This is a genomic window from Leclercia sp. W6 (assembly GCF_003336345.1).
GTDB lineage: Bacteria > Pseudomonadota > Gammaproteobacteria > Enterobacterales > Enterobacteriaceae > Enterobacter.
Genome location: NZ_CP031104.1, coordinates 4133017 through 4150142, shown reverse-complemented (window position 1 = coordinate 4150142; position 17126 = coordinate 4133017). Strand labels below are relative to the sequence as shown.

The 17126-nt window shown below is 53.9% G+C and carries 10 protein-coding genes, 3 tRNA genes and 4 rRNA genes; 8 read left to right on the top strand and 9 right to left on the bottom strand.

The genetic code is table 11. The annotated features are described in order from the left end of the window. The first annotated feature begins 275 nt into the window (after positions 1-275). The 7 genes from DVA43_RS20350 (at position 276) to DVA43_RS20320 (ending at position 9601) form a co-directional block, all read left to right on the top strand. Positions 276-1415, top strand: a complete 1140-nt coding sequence (locus DVA43_RS20350) for an efflux RND transporter periplasmic adaptor subunit (RefSeq protein WP_114316557.1) — start codon at positions 276-278, stop codon at positions 1413-1415. Positions 1416-1425: 10 nt separating this feature from the next. Next, positions 1426-4539 (top strand): efflux RND transporter permease subunit, encoded by a 3114-nt coding sequence (locus DVA43_RS20345; protein WP_114316556.1) that lies wholly within the window; start codon positions 1426-1428, stop codon positions 4537-4539. A gap of 320 nt (positions 4540-4859) precedes the next feature. Further along, entirely contained in the window at positions 4860-5081 is a 222-nt protein-coding gene (locus DVA43_RS20340; protein WP_114316555.1) for a lipoprotein, read from the top strand. 365 nt (positions 5082-5446) lie between these two features. Continuing rightward, complete coding sequence (locus DVA43_RS20335; RefSeq protein WP_114316554.1) at positions 5447-6472, top strand: amino acid ABC transporter substrate-binding protein; 1026 nt, start codon at positions 5447-5449, stop codon at positions 6470-6472. A gap of 68 nt (positions 6473-6540) precedes the next feature. After that, positions 6541-7722: an amino acid ABC transporter permease gene (locus DVA43_RS20330; protein ID WP_114316553.1), complete on the top strand. Its 1182-nt coding sequence runs from the start codon at positions 6541-6543 to the stop codon at positions 7720-7722. 9 nt (positions 7723-7731) lie between these two features. Next, positions 7732-8835 (top strand): amino acid ABC transporter permease, encoded by a 1104-nt coding sequence (locus DVA43_RS20325; protein ID WP_103824981.1) that lies wholly within the window; start codon positions 7732-7734, stop codon positions 8833-8835. A gap of 7 nt (positions 8836-8842) precedes the next feature. After that, positions 8843-9601 carry an amino acid ABC transporter ATP-binding protein gene (locus DVA43_RS20320; RefSeq protein ID WP_114316552.1) on the top strand — a complete coding sequence of 253 codons (759 nt, stop codon included), beginning with the start codon at positions 8843-8845 and terminating at the stop codon, positions 9599-9601. A gap of 101 nt (positions 9602-9702) precedes the next feature. Here DVA43_RS20320 and rrf (DVA43_RS20315) read toward each other — a convergent pair. From rrf (DVA43_RS20315) to DVA43_RS20285, 7 genes are all read right to left on the bottom strand, one after another. Further along, positions 9703-9818 (bottom strand): 5S ribosomal RNA (gene rrf / locus DVA43_RS20315). A gap of 43 nt (positions 9819-9861) precedes the next feature. Then, positions 9862-9937, bottom strand: a tRNA-Thr gene (locus DVA43_RS20310). A gap of 14 nt (positions 9938-9951) precedes the next feature. Continuing rightward, a 5S ribosomal RNA gene (rrf, locus tag DVA43_RS20305) occupies positions 9952-10067 on the bottom strand. 63 nt (positions 10068-10130) lie between these two features. Then, positions 10131-13030: ribosomal RNA gene (locus DVA43_RS20300) — 23S ribosomal RNA — on the bottom strand. 166 nt (positions 13031-13196) lie between these two features. Beyond that, positions 13197-13272, bottom strand: a tRNA-Ala gene (locus DVA43_RS20295). A gap of 105 nt (positions 13273-13377) precedes the next feature. After that, positions 13378-13454: transfer RNA gene (locus DVA43_RS20290), tRNA-Ile, on the bottom strand. Between the two features lie 70 nt (positions 13455-13524). Next, a 16S ribosomal RNA gene (locus DVA43_RS20285) occupies positions 13525-15061 on the bottom strand. Together the 16S, 23S and 5S rRNA genes with 3 tRNA genes alongside form the textbook arrangement of a ribosomal RNA operon. A 469-nt stretch (positions 15062-15530) precedes the next feature. Here DVA43_RS20285 and DVA43_RS20280 point away from each other — a divergent pair. Further along, positions 15531-16085, top strand: a complete 555-nt coding sequence (locus tag DVA43_RS20280; protein ID WP_103177253.1) for a gamma carbonic anhydrase family protein — start codon at positions 15531-15533, stop codon at positions 16083-16085. On the opposite strand, the gene DVA43_RS20275 is transcribed toward DVA43_RS20280, so the two are convergent. Both DVA43_RS20275 and aroE read right to left on the bottom strand, forming a co-directional pair. Next, complete coding sequence (locus DVA43_RS20275; RefSeq protein WP_103177254.1) at positions 16061-16309, bottom strand: DUF1488 domain-containing protein; 249 nt, start codon at positions 16307-16309, stop codon at positions 16061-16063. The two genes, DVA43_RS20280 and DVA43_RS20275, sit on opposite strands and share 25 nt — an antisense overlap. After that, positions 16306-17124 (bottom strand): shikimate dehydrogenase, encoded by an 819-nt coding sequence (aroE, locus tag DVA43_RS20270; RefSeq protein WP_114316551.1) that lies wholly within the window; start codon positions 17122-17124, stop codon positions 16306-16308. Before aroE ends, DVA43_RS20275 begins: the two co-directional genes overlap by 4 nt. Between the last annotated feature and the right edge of the window lie 2 nt (positions 17125-17126).

Here is a 17126-nt window from a genome sequence, read left to right as displayed (position 1 = left end):
ACTTATAAACCATGATGATATTTACCAGGCATTCAATTCATAAAATACATGAATGCATCTAAAGCAAAACGGCCAGCAATACATAGCCGGACGTGCTATATCATTGTTTACGCTCACTAGCTGCTCTTTTTTTTATCCTCAGTTCATTCTCCGCACTTATAAATCAAAAACCCGCACGGCCATTCTTTATTATGGCGCCCGCCCTTTTCCGTTTACCTCTATTTAACGCTTAACCGTGTCGGTTAATGCGGATTGATGATTTTGAAGGAATAGTCATGACGCCTAATTTCAGGTTTTTACCCTTATCCGGTTTTATCATCGGTGCCGCATTGCTTGTGGGTTGTGATGATCATGCAGGCCAGGCGCAGCAGCCGCCGACACCACAGGTCGTAGTGCATGTCGTGAAGAGTGCGCCGCTGGAGGTAACCACCGAACTGCCTGGCCGGACCGATGCTTATCGCGTCGCCGAGGTTCGCCCGCAGGTCAGCGGCATTGTGCTGAAGCGCAACTTTACTGAAGGCAGCGATGTGAAAGCTGGTGAGTCGCTGTATCAGATCGATCCCGCCTCTTATCAGGCCGCATTTGACAGTGCGTCGGGGGAACTGGCAAAAGCCCAGGCTGCCGCCAGCATTGCTCACCTGACGGTAAAACGTTATTTACCCCTGGTCGGCACGCAGTACGTCAGCAAACAGGAGTACGATCAGTCAGTGGCGAATGCCCGTCAGGCTGATGCCTCGGTGATTGCAGCCAAAGCCGCCGTCGAAACCGCGCGCATCAACCTTGCGTACACCAAAGTGACGTCGCCTATCAGCGGGCGGATCGGTAAATCCAGCGTCACCGAAGGTGCCCTGGTCGCGAACGGACAGGCCACAGCGCTGGCAACGGTTCAGCAGCTTGATCCGATTTATGTCGATGTTACACAGTCCAGCAACGATTTTATGCGTCTCAAGCAGTCCAGCCTGCAGACCGGCGAAGGTACCAGCAGCGTACAGCTGTTGATGGAGAACGGTCAGCCCTATCCGTTAAAAGGATCGCTGCAATTCTCAGATGTCACCGTGGATGAGAGCACCGGCTCCATCACCCTGCGGGCTATCTTCCCCAACCCGCAACATATCCTGCTGCCCGGCATGTTTGTCCGCGCGCGCATTAATGAAGGCACCCAGCCGCACGCCATTCTGGTTCCGCAACAGGGCGTTACGCGCACCCCACGCGGTGAGGCCAGCGTGATGGTGGTCAACAGTAAAAATCAGGTTGAAGCCCGTAACGTTGTCGCCCCTCAGGCAATTGGCGATCAATGGCTGGTTACAGACGGCCTGCAGGAAGGCGACCGGGTGATTATCAGCGGGCTGCAAAAAGTACGTCCTGGCGTCGCGGTGGTGGCAACGCCGGACACCGCTGCGCAGAAAGTGGGATAAGGAACAGAGCATGGCTAACTTCTTTATTCAGCGCCCAATCTTTGCGTGGGTGCTGTCCATTATCCTGATGCTGGCGGGCGGGCTTGCGATCCTGAAGCTGCCGGTGGCGCAGTATCCCACCATTGCGCCGCCTGCCGTGGCTATCTCGGCGACCTATCCCGGCGCGGATGCCCAGACGGTGCAGGATACGGTGACCCAGGTTATCGAGCAGAACATGAACGGTATCGATAACCTCATGTACATGTCCTCCACCAGCGATTCAGCGGGCAGTGTTACCCTCACCCTGACCTTCCAGTCGGGAACCGATCCGGATATCGCTCAGGTACAGGTGCAGAACAAGCTGCAGCTGGCCATGCCGTTACTGCCGCAGGAAGTGCAGCAGCAAGGGATTAGCGTGGAGAAGTCGAGCAGCAGCTTCCTGCTGGTGGCCGGTTTTGTCTCGGACAATAAGAACCTGAGCCAGGAAGATATCTCCGACTATGTCGCCTCTAACGTCAAGGATGCTATCAGCCGCACCTCCGGGGTGGGCGATGTGCAGCTGTTTGGCGCCCAGTATGCGATGCGTATCTGGCTGGATGCGAATAAGCTGAACGCCTATCAGTTGACGCCGCTGGACGTGATTAACCAGTTAAAAACCCAGAACAACCAGATTGCCGCCGGTCAGCTCGGCGGAACGCCGTCGGTGCCGGGCCAGCAGCTCAACGCCTCCATCATCGCCCAGACGCGCCTGAAAACCGCAGAGGAGTTTGGCAACATCACCCTGAAGGTCAATCAGGACGGGTCGATGGTGCATCTGAAAGATGTCGCCCGCATTGCGCCAGGTGGTGAAAACTACAACATGGTGACCAAAATCAATGGTCAGGCGGCAACCGGGCTCGGTATTAAGCTCGCTACCGGTGCCAACGCGCTGGATACCGCCGCGGCGATTAAAACCAAACTGGCGCAGCTGCAAGCCTTCTTCCCGCAGGGGCTGAAGGTGGTCTATCCCTATGACACCACGCCGTTCGTGAAGATCTCCATTCATGAAGTGGTCAAGACGCTGTTTGAAGCCATCATTCTCGTCTTCCTCGTGATGTACCTGTTCCTGCAAAACCTGCGGGCCACGCTCATCCCGACCATTGCCGTGCCGGTGGTTCTGCTGGGCACCTTTGCGGTGCTGGCGGCGTTTGGCTTCTCGATAAACACCCTGACCATGTTTGGTATGGTGCTGGCAATAGGTTTGCTGGTGGATGATGCCATCGTGGTGGTGGAAAACGTCGAGCGCGTGATGGTGGAGGAGAAACTCCCGCCTAAAGAGGCGACGCAAAAATCGATGTCGCAAATTCAGGGGGCGCTGGTCGGCATCGCCATGGTGCTCTCAGCGGTATTTATCCCGATGGCCTTTTTCGGCGGCTCCACCGGGGCGATTTATCGCCAGTTCTCCCTGACCATTGTTTCGGCGATGGCCCTCTCGGTACTGGTGGCGCTGATTCTGACCCCTGCCCTGTGTGCCACCCTGCTGAAAGCCCCCAGCGAGCATCATGAGAACAAAGGTGGCTTTTTCGGCTGGTTTAATGCCCTGTTCGACAGAAGCGTGGCCCATTACAGCAACAGCGTGAGCCATATTCTGCGTAAGACGGGCCGCTACCTGGTGGTCTATGTCCTGATTGTCGGCGGCATGGCGGTGCTATTCCTGCGTCTGCCCACCTCCTTCCTGCCGGAAGAGGATCAGGGCGTGTTTATGACGATGGTGCAGCTCCCGGCGGGCGCGACGCAAAGCCGCACCCAGAAGGTGTTGGATCAGGTTGAGCACTACTACCTCAACAATGAGAAGGCCAACGTAGAATCGGTGTTTACCGTTAACGGCTTCAGCTTCAGCGGCCAGGGTCAAAACGCCGGGGTGGCGTTTATCAGCCTGAAGCCCTGGGAGGAGCGCCCGGGTGCGGAAAACAGCGTTGGGGCCATCGTCAGCCGGGCAACACGGGCCTTTAGTCAGATCAAAGACGGGCTGGTCTTCCCGTTCAACCTGCCCGCCATTATCGAACTGGGCACCGCAACGGGCTTCGATTTTGAACTGATTGACCAGGCCAACCTGGGACATAACCAGCTGACGCAGGCGCGAAACCAGCTGCTGGGCATGATCAAAGAGCACAGCGATATGCTGGTGCGTGTACGACCCAATGGGCTGGAAGATACCCCGCAGTTCAAGCTGGATATCGATCAGGAGAAAGCGCAGGCGCTGGGCGTGAGCGTGTCGGACATCAACCAGACCATCTCCACCGCGCTGGGGGGAACCTATGTCAATGACTACATCGACCGTGGCCGGGTGAAGAAAGTCTATGTCCAGGCGGATGCCCACTTCAGGATGCTGCCGGAGGATATTAATCGCCTCTATGTCCGCAGCGCCAACGGTGAAATGGTGCCGCTCTCCGCGTTCAGCCAGTCGCACTGGATCTATGGCTCACCGCGCCTGGAGCGCTATAACGGCAGCCCTTCCATGGAGATCCTCGGGGAAGCCGCGCCCGGCAAGAGTACCGGTGAAGCCATGGTGCTAATGGAAAAACTGGCGGCGAAACTGCCAACCGGCATCGGTTACGACTGGACAGGCATGTCGTATCAGGAACGGCTCTCCGGCAACCAGGCGCCTGCCCTGTATGCCATCTCGCTGGTGGTGGTGTTCCTCTGCCTGGCGGCGCTGTATGAGAGCTGGTCGATTCCTTTCTCGGTGATGCTGGTGGTGCCATTAGGGGTGGTTGGCGCCCTGCTGGCCGCTTCCCTGCGTGGGCTGAATAATGACGTCTACTTCCAGGTGGGGCTGCTCACCACCATTGGTCTGTCGGCAAAGAACGCCATCCTGATTGTCGAGTTTGCTAAGGATCTGATGGAGAAAGAGGGGAAAGGGATTATTGAAGCCACGCTGGAGGCATCACGCATGCGCCTTCGTCCCATCCTCATGACCTCGCTGGCATTTATCCTTGGCGTGTTGCCGCTGGTCATCAGTCACGGAGCGGGCAGCGGCGCGCAAAACGCCGTGGGGACCGGCGTGATGGGCGGTATGCTTTCAGCTACCCTGCTGGCAATCTTCTTTGTGCCGGTCTTCTTTGTGGTAGTGCGGCGACGCTTTACGCGTCATTCAGAGCAGTAATGAGTAAAGGCGCTTCGGCGCCTTTTCTTATGATAATAAACAGGGAGTTAGCCTTACTATTTATTTACCTTATTGATTAGCGGTCCAATGAATTGTTTGCTTACGTTTTTCAGCATTCGACTATTTACGCTGTCTCTCTCCTCATTCTCTCCATTATTGCCCCGCAAGAATGACCATTTCTCCATATTTTTTACAATCCAAATAATTTGAGATTATTGACGTTTCATGGCGATTTTGAAGCGGTGGTAAAATAGCCTCCAGCTTTGCAGAAGTCGTTACTGGTTATATCGCAAAGTTAGATTTCATTTTGAGGTAACACCATGAAAAGATTCATTTCGGTTGCACTCCTTGCCACGTTGCTTGCGGGCTGTGCACATGACTCACCGTGCGTACCGGTATACGACGATCAGGGCAGACTGGTTCACACCAATACCTGTATGAAAGGCACCACGCAGGATAACTGGGAAACCGCGGGGGCGATCGCAGGTGGCGCAGCGGCCTTAGCTGGCCTGACACTGGGTATCATTGCCGTGTCCAAGTAATCCAGAAAGCGCGGATCCGTTCGCGCTTTTGCTTTTCCATTGCAGATGAACAAATAAGCCTGAATGGCTTACATCTTATTTTCTTTCTATTTTTCCGCTATTAACCCTCCGTTTTATTTATCCCTTTCCCCATCCATATTTTGCTCTGATTTGTGGCGCAGATTGTAATTTCGCACCATTTCAGGGCACTCGATTTAATTATCGTTGCCTGCATCCTGCTTTACGCGTTGCGTAATCCCTTATTACGTTAAAAGAAAAAACTGGCATTACGTTTGCTTTATTCACGTCGGCCACAGCCACAGACAGGTTAAAGCGTTTATAAACGCCTCACTATAACGATAATTTTTCGCTACACAGGATGCATTATGAAAAAGATGATGATGGCCAGCCTCGCCGCTGCAGGTGTGCTCATTGCAATGACCGGCCAGGCTCAGGCGGGTGCCACTCTGGATGCAGTTAAACAAAAAGGGTTTGTGCAATGCGGGATCAGTGACGGTCTGCCTGGTTTCTCTTACGCCGACGCCAACGGTAAGTTCTCCGGTATTGATGTTGACGTGTGCCGTGGCGTTGCCGCTGCGGTATTCGGCGACGACACCAAAGTGAAATATACCCCGCTGACGGCGAAAGAGCGCTTTACTGCCCTGCAATCCGGCGAAGTGGATATGCTTTCGCGTAATACCACCTGGACCTCATCCCGTGATACCGGGATGGGAATGACCTTCACCGGTGTGACCTATTACGACGGCATTGGTTTCCTGACGCACAATAAAGCGGGTCTCAAAAGTGCGAAAGAGCTGGATGGTGCCACCGTCTGTATCCAGGCGGGTACGGATACTGAACTGAACGTCGCCGACTATTTCAAAGCCAACAACATGAAATATACGCCAGTGACCTTTGACCGCTCTGACGAATCCGCCAAAGCGCTGGAGTCCGGCCGCTGCGATACCCTGGCCTCGGATCAGTCTCAGCTTTATGCGCTGCGGATCAAGCTGAGTAATCCGGCGGAATGGATCGTCCTGCCAGAAGTGATCTCCAAAGAGCCGCTGGGGCCGGTCGTCCGTCGCGGGGATGATGAATGGAACGCTGTCGTTCGCTGGACGCTGTTCGCCATGCTCAACGCGGAAGAGATGGGTGTCAACTCGAAGAACGTCGATGAGAAGGCAGCTAATCCGGCCACGCCTGATATGGCCCATCTGCTGGGCAAAGAAGGAGATTACGGCAAGGATCTGAAGCTGGATAATAAATGGGCGTACAACATCATTAAAAAGGTGGGTAACTACGCGGAGATCTTCGAGCGTAACGTTGGATCTGAGAGCGCGCTGAAGATCAGCCGTGGGCAGAACAACCTCTGGAACAATGGCGGCATTCAGTACGCGCCGCCAGTACGCTAAGCATCTTGCTGTAACGGGCACTGCCAGCGCAGTGCCCAGTCCAGAGTCATGGTTACCCGAGGTTTTATATGTTCCATCGCCGCTTAGCCCTGAAAGGAGCTCTCTCCTTTTCTAATCCTGCGGTTCGCGCCTGGCTGTTTCAGATCCTCGCTGTTCTCGCTGTCCTGGCCGTCGCGATCTACCTGTTCCACAACACTGTTACCAACCTCAGCACACGCGGCATTACGTCGGGCTTTGCCTTCCTTGACCGTAGTGCAGGGTTTGGCATTGTTCAGCACTTAGTTGATTACGGTGAAGGCGATACCTATGGCCGCGTATTCCTTGTCGGCCTGATGAATACCCTGCTGGTTTCAGCGTTATGCATTGTGTTTGCTTCTCTGCTGGGCTTTTTCCTCGGACTCGCGCATCTCTCGGATAACTGGCTGCTGCGTAAGCTCTCCACGTTCTATATCGAGACCTTCCGTAATATTCCGCCGCTGCTGCAGATCTTCTTCTGGTATTTCGCCGTCCTGCGCAATCTGCCTGGCCCCCGTCAGGCGGTGGATGCGTTCGATCTGGCCTTTTTAAGCAACCGTGGTCTCTATATCCCCGCGCCGCAAATTGCCGAAGGGATGCTGGCATTGCTGGCCGCGCTGGCGTGCGTAATTGGCGTTTCGGTTGCGCTGTTTCGCTACAACCGCATGCATCAGATTAAAACCGGCCAGCTACGGCGCACCTGGCCCGTCACCCTGGCTTTAGTGGTGATCCTGCCGTGGCTGGCGCATATAATAGCCGGCCCGGCAATGCACTGGGATGTTCCGCAGCTGAAGGGGTTTAACTTCCGCGGCGGCATGGTGTTGATCCCAGAGCTGGCTGCCCTGACGCTGGCGCTCTCCATCTATACCTCGGCCTTTATCGCAGAAATTATTCGCGCCGGTATTCAGGCCGTTCCCCATGGTCAGCATGAGGCTGCTCGCTCCCTTGGGCTCCCGAATCCTGTCACCCTGCGCCAGGTCATCATCCCCCAGGCCTTGCGGGTGATCATTCCTCCGCTGACCAGCCAGTATCTCAACATCGTGAAAAATTCCTCGCTCGCGGCGGCGATCGGCTATCCCGATATGGTCTCGTTGTTTGCCGGAACCGTTCTTAACCAGACCGGCCAGGCAATAGAAACCATTGCCATTACGATGTCGGTCTACCTGATTATTAGCCTGACCATTTCACTGTTGATGAATATCTACAACCGTCGTATCGCGCTGGTTGAACGCTAAGGAACCATGATGACAAAAGCGGTCTTGTCTCACCCTGCGCGTCCGGCCACAACGGGCAACGGACGCATCATTAACTGGGCTCGTAAAAACCTGTTCTCCAGCTGGAGCAACAGTTTACTCACCCTGTTCTGCTTCTGGCTGATGTGGGAGCTTATCCCGCCACTCATTAACTGGGCATTTTTGCAGGCTAACTGGATCGGTACCACCCGCGCCGATTGCACAAAAGAGGGAGCCTGCTGGGTCTTTATTCATCAGCGCTTCGGCCAGTTTATGTATGGGCTCTATCCCCACGATCAGCGTTGGCGCATTAACCTTGCGCTGGTTATCGGGCTGCTCTCTGTCGTTCCCATGTTCTGGAAGAGGTTACCCCATCGGGGACGATACATTGCCTGTTGGGCGGTGATCTATCCCCTGCTTGTCTGGGGACTGTTGTATGGCGGCGTGCTGGGGCTGGATCGCGTTGAAACCCGCCAGTGGGGCGGTCTGACGCTGACGCTCATTATCGCCTCGGTAGGGATTGCCGGCGCACTGCCATTAGGGATTTTACTGGCGCTGGGTCGCCGCTCAACCATGCCGGTCGTGCGCGTCCTCTCGGTAATTTTTATCGAGTTCTGGCGCGGCGTTCCGCTTATCACCGTGCTCTTTATGTCTTCCGTGATGCTACCGCTGTTTATGGCGGAAGGCACTACCATCGACAAGCTGATCCGCGCTCTGGTCGGTGTCATTCTGTTCCAGTCTGCTTATGTCGCCGAGGTCGTACGCGGCGGATTGCAGGCGCTCCCCAAGGGCCAGTATGAAGCAGCCGAATCGCTGGCGCTGGGTTACTGGAAAACGCAGGGACTGGTGATCCTTCCCCAGGCGCTGAAGCTGGTGATCCCGGGCCTGGTGAACACCATCATTGCGCTGTTTAAGGACACCAGTCTGGTGATCATTATTGGATTATTCGATCTATTCAGTAGCGTGCAGCAGGCTACCGTCGACCCGGCGTGGCTGGGCATGTCGACAGAAGGCTACGTTTTTGCAGCACTTATCTACTGGATTTTCTGTTTTAGCATGTCGCGCTACAGCCAGCATCTGGAAAAGCGCTTTAACACCGGGCGTACACCGCACTGAGGAACCTATGAGCCAGATAACTATGACCCCCGCTGACGCGATGATTACGCTGGATAACGTGAATAAGTGGTACGGGCAATTTCATGTGCTGAAAAACATTAACCTGAAGGTGAAACAAGGCGAGCGTATTGTCCTTTGTGGGCCTTCAGGCTCGGGTAAATCAACAACGATCCGCTGCATCAACCATCTGGAAGAGCATCAGCAAGGCCGGATTGTGGTGGATGGGATCGAGCTGAATGACGACATCCGCAACGTTGAGCGTGTTCGCCAGGAGGTGGGCATGGTCTTCCAGCATTTTAATTTATTCCCTCATCTGACCGTTCTGCAAAACTGTACTCTGGCGCCTGTCTGGGTCCGTAAGATGCCAAAAAAAGAAGCTGAAGCACTTGCCATGCACTATCTGGAGCGGGTACGCATTGCTGAACACGCTCATAAGTTTCCGGGACAGATCTCGGGCGGTCAGCAGCAACGCGTGGCCATCGCCCGCTCTCTGTGCATGAAACCTAAAATAATGCTGTTTGATGAGCCGACTTCAGCGCTCGATCCCGAGATGGTGAAAGAGGTTCTGGATACGATGATAGGCCTGGCGGAATCTGGGATGACCATGCTCTGCGTCACGCACGAGATGGGCTTCGCCAGAACCGTGGCGGACCGGGTGATCTTTATGGATCGCGGAGAAATTGTCGAGCAGGCACCGCCGGAAGAGTTCTTCTCCCACCCCAAATCAGAACGTACGCGCGCGTTTTTGTCGCAGATTATTCACTAACGTTGATCGGCCCGGCGGCGCTGTACGCGTCGGGCCCTGGTTTTTGTGACGCAGAAATGCAAAAAGGCCATCCTTTCGGATGGCCTTTTCACTTAATTGATGTCTGGCAGTTCCCTACTCTCGCATGGGGAGACCCCACACTACCATCGGCGCTACGGCGTTTCACTTCTGAGTTCGGCATGGGGTCAGGTGGGACCACCGCGCTACAGCCGCCAGACAAATTCTTTTACTTCTTGCCGAACTTTAACCTAAGTATAAAGTGGTGCTGATACCCAGAGTCGAACTGGGGACCTCACCCTTACCAAGGGTGCGCTCTACCAACTGAGCCATATCAGCACGCTAAATTTGATGCCTGGCAGTTCCCTACTCTCGCATGGGGAGGCCCCACACTACCATCGGCGCTACGGCGTTTCACTTCTGAGTTCGGCATGGGGTCAGGTGGGACCACCGCGCTACAGCCGCCAGGCAAATTCTGTAATCTGTATCAGCTGAAGATCTCTCAAATCCACCGAAACAGCTTCGGCGTTGTAAGGTTAAGCCTCACGGTTCATTAGTACCGGTTAGCTCAACGCATCGCTGCGCTTACACACCCGGCCTATCAACGTCGTCGTCTTCAACGTTCCTTCAGGACCCTTAAAGGGTCAGGGAGAACTCATCTCGGGGCAAGTTTCGTGCTTAGATGCTTTCAGCACTTATCTCTTCCGCATTTAGCTACCGGGCAGTGCCATTGGCATGACAACCCGAACACCAGTGATGCGTCCACTCCGGTCCTCTCGTACTAGGAGCAGCCCCCTCAATTCTCCAGCGCCCACGGCAGATAGGGACCGAACTGTCTCACGACGTTCTAAACCCAGCTCGCGTACCACTTTAAATGGCGAACAGCCATACCCTTGGGACCTACTTCAGCCCCAGGATGTGATGAGCCGACATCGAGGTGCCAAACACCGCCGTCGATATGAACTCTTGGGCGGTATCAGCCTGTTATCCCCGGAGTACCTTTTATCCGTTGAGCGATGGCCCTTCCATTCAGAACCACCGGATCACTATGACCTGCTTTCGCACCTGCTCGAGCCGTCACTCTCGCAGTCAAGCCAGCTTATGCCATTGCACTAACCTCCTGATGTCCGACCAGGATTAGCTGACCTTCGTGCTCCTCCGTTACTCTTTAGGAGGAGACCGCCCCAGTCAAACTACCCACCAGACACTGTCCGCAACCCGGATTACGGGTCCACGTTAGAACACCAGCCATTAAAGGGTGGTATTTCAAGGACGGCTCCATGCAGACTGGCGTCCACACTTCAAAGCCTCCCACCTATCCTACACATCAAGGACCAGTGTTCAGTGTCAAGCTATAGTAAAGGTTCACGGGGTCTTTCCGTCTTGCCGCGGGTACACTGCATCTTCACAGCGATTTCAATTTCACTGAGTCTCGGGTGGAGACAGCCTGGCCATCATTACGCCATTCGTGCAGGTCGGAACTTACCCGACAAGGAATTTCGCTACCTTAGGACCGTTATAGTTACGGCCGCCGTTTACCGGGGCTTCGATCAAGAGCTTCGCCTTACAGCTAACCCCATCAATTAACCTTCCGGCACCGGGCAGGCGTCACACCGTATACGTCCACTTTCGTGTTTGCACAGTGCTGTGTTTTTAATAAACAGTTGCAGCCAGCTGGTATCTTCGACTGATTTCAGCTCCACCCGCAGGGGCTTCACCTACATATCAGCGTGCCTTCTCCCGAAGTTACGGCACCATTTTGCCTAGTTCCTTCACCCGAGTTCTCTCAAGCGCCTTGGTATTCTCTACCTGACCACCTGTGTCGGTTTGGGGTACGATTTGATGTTACCTGATGCTTAGAGGCTTTTCCTGGAAGCAGGGCATTTGTTGCTTCAGCACCGTAGTGCCTCGTCATCACACCTCAGCGTTAACAAGGTACCGGATTTACCTGGAACCTCCGCCTACATGCTTAAACCGGGACAACCGTCGCCCGGCCAACATAGCCTTCTCCGTCCCCCTTCGCAGTAACACCGAGTACAGGAATATTAACCTGTTTCCCATCGACTACGCCTTTCGGCCTCGCCTTAGGGGTCGACTCACCCTGCCCCGATTAACGTTGGACAGGAACCCTTGGTCTTCCGGCGAGCGGGCTTTTCACCCGCTTTATCGTTACTTATGTCAGCATTCGCACTTCTGATACCTCCAGCATGCCTCACGGCACACCTTCGCAGGCTTACAGAACGCTCCCCTACCCAACAACACATAGTGTCGCTGCCGCAGCTTCGGTGCATGGTTTAGCCCCGTTACATCTTCCGCGCAGGCCGACTCGACCAGTGAGCTATTACGCTTTCTTTAAATGATGGCTGCTTCTAAGCCAACATCCTGGCTGTCTGTGCCTTCCCACATCGTTTCCCACTTAACCATGACTTTGGGACCTTAGCTGGCGGTCTGGGTTGTTTCCCTCTTCACGACGGACGTTAGCACCCGCCGTGTGTCTCCCGTGATAACATTCTCCGGTATTCGCAGTTTGCATCGGGTTGGTAAGCCGGGATGGCCCCTAGCCGAAACAGTGCTCTACCCCCGGAGATGAATTCACGAGGCGCTACCTAAATAGCTTTCGGGGAGAACCAGCTATCTCCCGGTTTGATTGGCCTTTCACCCCCAGCCACAGGTCATCCGCTAATTTTTCAACATTAGTCGGTTCGGTCCTCCAGTTAGTGTTACCCAACCTTCAACCTGCCCATGGCTAGATCACCGGGTTTCGGGTCTATACCCTGCAACTTAACGCCCAGTTAAGACTCGGTTTCCCTTCGGCTCCCCTATACGGTTAACCTTGCTACAGAATATAAGTCGCTGACCCATTATACAAAAGGTACGCAGTCACACCCGAAGGATGCTCCCACTGCTTGTACGTACACGGTTTCAGGTTCTTTTTCACTCCCCTCGCCGGGGTTCTTTTCGCCTTTCCCTCACGGTACTGGTTCACTATCGGTCAGTCAGGAGTATTTAGCCTTGGAGGATGGTCCCCCCATATTCAGACAGGATACCACGTGTCCCGCCCTACTCTTCGAGTTCACAGCAGGTGTGCTTTCGTGTACGGGAGTATCACCCTGTACCCTGCGACTTTCCAGACGCTTCCACTAACACACAAGCTGATTCAGACTCCGGGCTGCTCCCGTTCGCTCGCCGCTACTGGGGGAATCTCGGTTGATTTCTTTTCCTCGGGGTACTTAGATGTTTCAGTTCCCCGGTTCGCCTCGTTAGCCTATGTATTCAGCTAACGATAGTGTGTCGGAACACACTGGGTTTCCCCATTCGGACATCGCCGGGTCAAGGGTTCATATCACCTCGCCGGCGCTTTTCGCAGATTAGCACGTCCTTCATCGCCTCTGACTGCCAGGGCATCCACCGTGTACGCTTAGTCGCTTAACCTCACAACCCGAAGCTGTTTCACTTCGCGTTGTGAAAATTTGAGAGACTCGAACACACTTAACGTGTGTCGTTTCAATTTTCAGCTTGATCCAGATTTTTAAAGAGCAAAACTTCGCAGCGCACCTTCGCAGGTACACTCTGAAGTTTTCAGGTTGTGCAGTAAAGATGGTGGAGCTATGCGGGATCGAACCGCAGACCTCCTGCGTGCAAGGCAGGCGCTCTCCCAGCTGAGCTATAGCCCCATCGTGGTCTTCTCTGTACCGCCAATTTTTTCTGAGGCAAGGCGTGGTGACACGAAGCATACTGAAGTATGTGAGTGTCGCCGCAACGCAGCATCAATAAAAATTTGGTAGGCCTGAGTGGACTTGAACCACCGACCTCACCCTTATCAGGGGTGCGCTCTAACCACCTGAGCTACAAGCCTGCAGAGATTTTTTACTGCTAATTTTCATCAGACAATCTGTGTGAGCACTGCAAAGGCAGGTTCTTTAAGGTAAGGAGGTGATCCAACCGCAGGTTCCCCTACGGTTACCTTGTTACGACTTCACCCCAGTCATGAATCACAAAGTGGTAAGCGCCCTCCCGAAGGTTAAGCTACCTACTTCTTTTGCAACCCACTCCCATGGTGTGACGGGCGGTGTGTACAAGGCCCGGGAACGTATTCACCGTAGCATTCTGATCTACGATTACTAGCGATTCCGACTTCATGGAGTCGAGTTGCAGACTCCAATCCGGACTACGACGCACTTTATGAGGTCCGCTTGCTCTCGCGAGGTCGCTTCTCTTTGTATGCGCCATTGTAGCACGTGTGTAGCCCTACTCGTAAGGGCCATGATGACTTGACGTCATCCCCACCTTCCTCCAGTTTATCACTGGCAGTCTCCTTTGAGTTCCCGACCGAATCGCTGGCAACAAAGGATAAGGGTTGCGCTCGTTGCGGGACTTAACCCAACATTTCACAACACGAGCTGACGACAGCCATGCAGCACCTGTCTCAGAGTTCCCGAAGGCACCAAGGCATCTCTGCCAAGTTCTCTGGATGTCAAGAGTAGGTAAGGTTCTTCGCGTTGCATCGAATTAAACCACATGCTCCACCGCTTGTGCGGGCCCCCGTCAATTCATTTGAGTTTTAACCTTGCGGCCGTACTCCCCAGGCGGTCGACTTAACGCGTTAGCTCCGGAAGCCACGCCTCAAGGGCACAACCTCCAAGTCGACATCGTTTACGGCGTGGACTACCAGGGTATCTAATCCTGTTTGCTCCCCACGCTTTCGCACCTGAGCGTCAGTCTTTGTCCAGGGGGCCGCCTTCGCCACCGGTATTCCTCCAGATCTCTACGCATTTCACCGCTACACCTGGAATTCTACCCCCTCTACAAGACTCAAGCCTGCCAGTTTCAAATGCAGTTCCCAGGTTGAGCCCGGGGATTTCACATCTGACTTAACAGACCGCCTGCGTGCGCTTTACGCCCAGTAATTCCGATTAACGCTTGCACCCTCCGTATTACCGCGGCTGCTGGCACGGAGTTAGCCGGTGCTTCTTCTGCGAGTAACGTCAATCACTGTGGTTATTAGCCACAATGCCTTCCTCCTCGCTGAAAGTACTTTACAACCCGAAGGCCTTCTTCATACACGCGGCATGGCTGCATCAGGCTTGCGCCCATTGTGCAATATTCCCCACTGCTGCCTCCCGTAGGAGTCTGGACCGTGTCTCAGTTCCAGTGTGGCTGGTCATCCTCTCAGACCAGCTAGGGATCGTCGCCTAGGTGAGCCATTACCCCACCTACTAGCTAATCCCATCTGGGCACATCCGATGGCAAGAGGCCCGAAGGTCCCCTCTTTGGTCTTGCGACGTTATGCGGTATTAGCTACCGTTTCCAGTAGTTATCCCCTCCATCAGGCAGTTTCCCAGACATTACTCACCCGTCCGCCACTCGTCACCCGAGAGCAAGCTCTCTGTGCTACCGTTCGACTTGCATGTGTTAGGCCTGCCGCCAGCGTTCAATCTGAGCCATGATCAAACTCTTCAATTTAAGTTTGATGCTCGTGAATTAAACTTCGTAATGAATTACGTGTTCACTCAGAGACTGGGTATTCATTTATTGTCCGAAGACATTAAGAATCCATGTCACTTTGAGTGCCCACACAGATTGTCTGATAAATTGTTAAAGAGCAGTGCAACGCGGCTTTCGCTCACCGTTGCGAGGTGGCGTATATTACGCTTTCCTCTTTCAGAGTCAAGCGATTATTTTCGCTTTTCTCTTCAACCGGCCCGGCTGTCTGTGTGAAGTGATTCACATCTGCCGTGTCGATGGAGGCGCATTATAGGGATCCCAGTTTTTAGCACAAGCATTTTTTCGATCTTTTCTTCTGACTGTTCTTTTTTCGTTCTTTCCGCTGAAATCCCATCCGATATGCTCAAATAATGACGTAATTGGCCCTTGATCAAGCTACGTATTAGGATCAAAGTCATCAAAAGAATGCACATCAGTCGAGGTTGATATGTCTGCAGTACTCCGTCCCTATAAAGATCTTTTCCCAAAACAAGGCGATCGCGTCATGATCGACAGCAGTAGCGTGGTCATTGGCGATGTCCGGCTGGGTGATGATGTCAGTATCTGGCCGCTGGTTGCCATTCGTGGAGATGTGAATTACGTCGCTATCGGCGCCCGTACCAATATTCAGGATGGCAGCGTGTTGCATGTCACCCATAAATCTTCTTATAACCCTGAAGGTAATCCCCTGATCGTTGGTGAGGAGGTGACTGTCGGTCATAAAGTGATGTTGCACGGCTGCACGATCGGCAATCGCGTTCTGGTCGGCATGGGATCGATTTTGCTGGATGGTGTGGTAGTAGAAGATGACGTAATGATTGGTGCTGGCAGCCTGGTTCCGCAAAACAAGCGGCTCGAGAGCGGCTTTCTCTATTTAGGGAGTCCGGTTAAACAGATCCGCCCCCTGACGGAAGCGGAAATAGAAGGGTTAAAGTACTCAGCCAATAACTACGTTAAATGGAAGAATGACTATCTGGATCAGGAAAGCCAGAACCACCCTTGATCGTCCTCGTCACCCTTGCGGATCGCATCGCTGGCTTCTTCTTCCAGATCCCAGCGATGTTCACGAAACATCTCAATTGGCAGGCCATCGCCAAAACGACGCGCCAGCGTTCTTCCTTCAATGGCACACATCATTTGCATGCCATTTACCAGCGCGGGAAAACAGACTGCCTGTTTGTCTTCATCCCAGCTTTCTCGATCCGGGAACTGGATCGCCTGGTTCATGCCGATAGCTCCAGTTTGAGTTTTTCAATGACCGGCTCCACTTCCGGCAGCACGCCGTGCCAGAGCATCACCGCATGCGCGGCCTGCCCCACCAGCATTCCCAGTCCATCAGCCACACGTTTTGCGCCTTGCCGTTCACACCAGCTCAGAAAAGGCGTATTGCCTTTCTGATAGAACATGTCATAGCAATTAACCTGTCCATTAATCAATGACGCCGGAATGGCGGGAACATCGCCGCCAATGCCGCTTGAGGTCGCATTAACGATCAGATCAAACTCATGGCCATTCAATGCGTCCATAGCGACCGCATGAATGCTGCCAGTGTGGGCAAACAGAGCGGCCAACTCTTCTGCCCGGGAGTAAGTACGATTCGTAATGGTTACTGCGCAATCCAGGGAGAGCAGAGGTAAAATCACACCTCGCGCCGCGCCGCCCGCACCAATCAAAAGAATACGCGCGCCAGGTTTGATAAATGACAGACGTTCCAGATCGCTCAGCAGGCCTATGCCATCAGTGTTGTCTCCCAGAATTCGGCCATCTTCAAGCCGCTTGAGCGTATTCACAGCTCCCGCAAGAGAGGCGCGCTCGGTTAACTCATCGGCGCGCCCGAATGCCTCTTCTTTAAAAGGTACGGTGACATTCGCCCCTTTTCCGCCACCAGCAAAAAAAGCCTCCAGCGTCGTCACAAAGGCATCAATGGGAGCAAGCACTCGGCCATAAGGGTGATCGATATGCAACTGCTGTGCGAACTGTTGGTGAATAAACGGCGATTTGCTATGCGCAACTGGATTACCAAAAACGGCGTACGCTTCCATCT

Excerpts from the sequence above, each read along its gene's own strand:
- aroE (WP_114316551.1), bottom strand. The coding sequence starts at position 17,124 with ATGGAAGCGTACGCCGTTTTTGGTAATCCAGTTGCGCATAGCAAATCG.
- DVA43_RS20340 (WP_114316555.1), top strand. The coding sequence starts at position 4,860 with ATGAAAAGATTCATTTCGGTTGCACTCCTTGCCACGTTGCTTGCGGGC.
- DVA43_RS20320 (WP_114316552.1), top strand. The coding sequence starts at position 8,843 with ATGAGCCAGATAACTATGACCCCCGCTGACGCGATGATTACGCTGGAT.
- DVA43_RS20330 (WP_114316553.1), top strand. The coding sequence starts at position 6,541 with ATGTTCCATCGCCGCTTAGCCCTGAAAGGAGCTCTCTCCTTTTCTAAT.
- DVA43_RS20345 (WP_114316556.1), top strand. The coding sequence starts at position 1,426 with ATGGCTAACTTCTTTATTCAGCGCCCAATCTTTGCGTGGGTGCTGTCC.
- DVA43_RS20275 (WP_103177254.1), bottom strand. The coding sequence starts at position 16,309 with ATGAACCAGGCGATCCAGTTCCCGGATCGAGAAAGCTGGGATGAAGAC.
- DVA43_RS20325 (WP_103824981.1), top strand. The coding sequence starts at position 7,732 with ATGACAAAAGCGGTCTTGTCTCACCCTGCGCGTCCGGCCACAACGGGC.
- DVA43_RS20350 (WP_114316557.1), top strand. The coding sequence starts at position 276 with ATGACGCCTAATTTCAGGTTTTTACCCTTATCCGGTTTTATCATCGGT.
- DVA43_RS20335 (WP_114316554.1), top strand. The coding sequence starts at position 5,447 with ATGAAAAAGATGATGATGGCCAGCCTCGCCGCTGCAGGTGTGCTCATT.
- DVA43_RS20280 (WP_103177253.1), top strand. The coding sequence starts at position 15,531 with ATGTCTGCAGTACTCCGTCCCTATAAAGATCTTTTCCCAAAACAAGGC.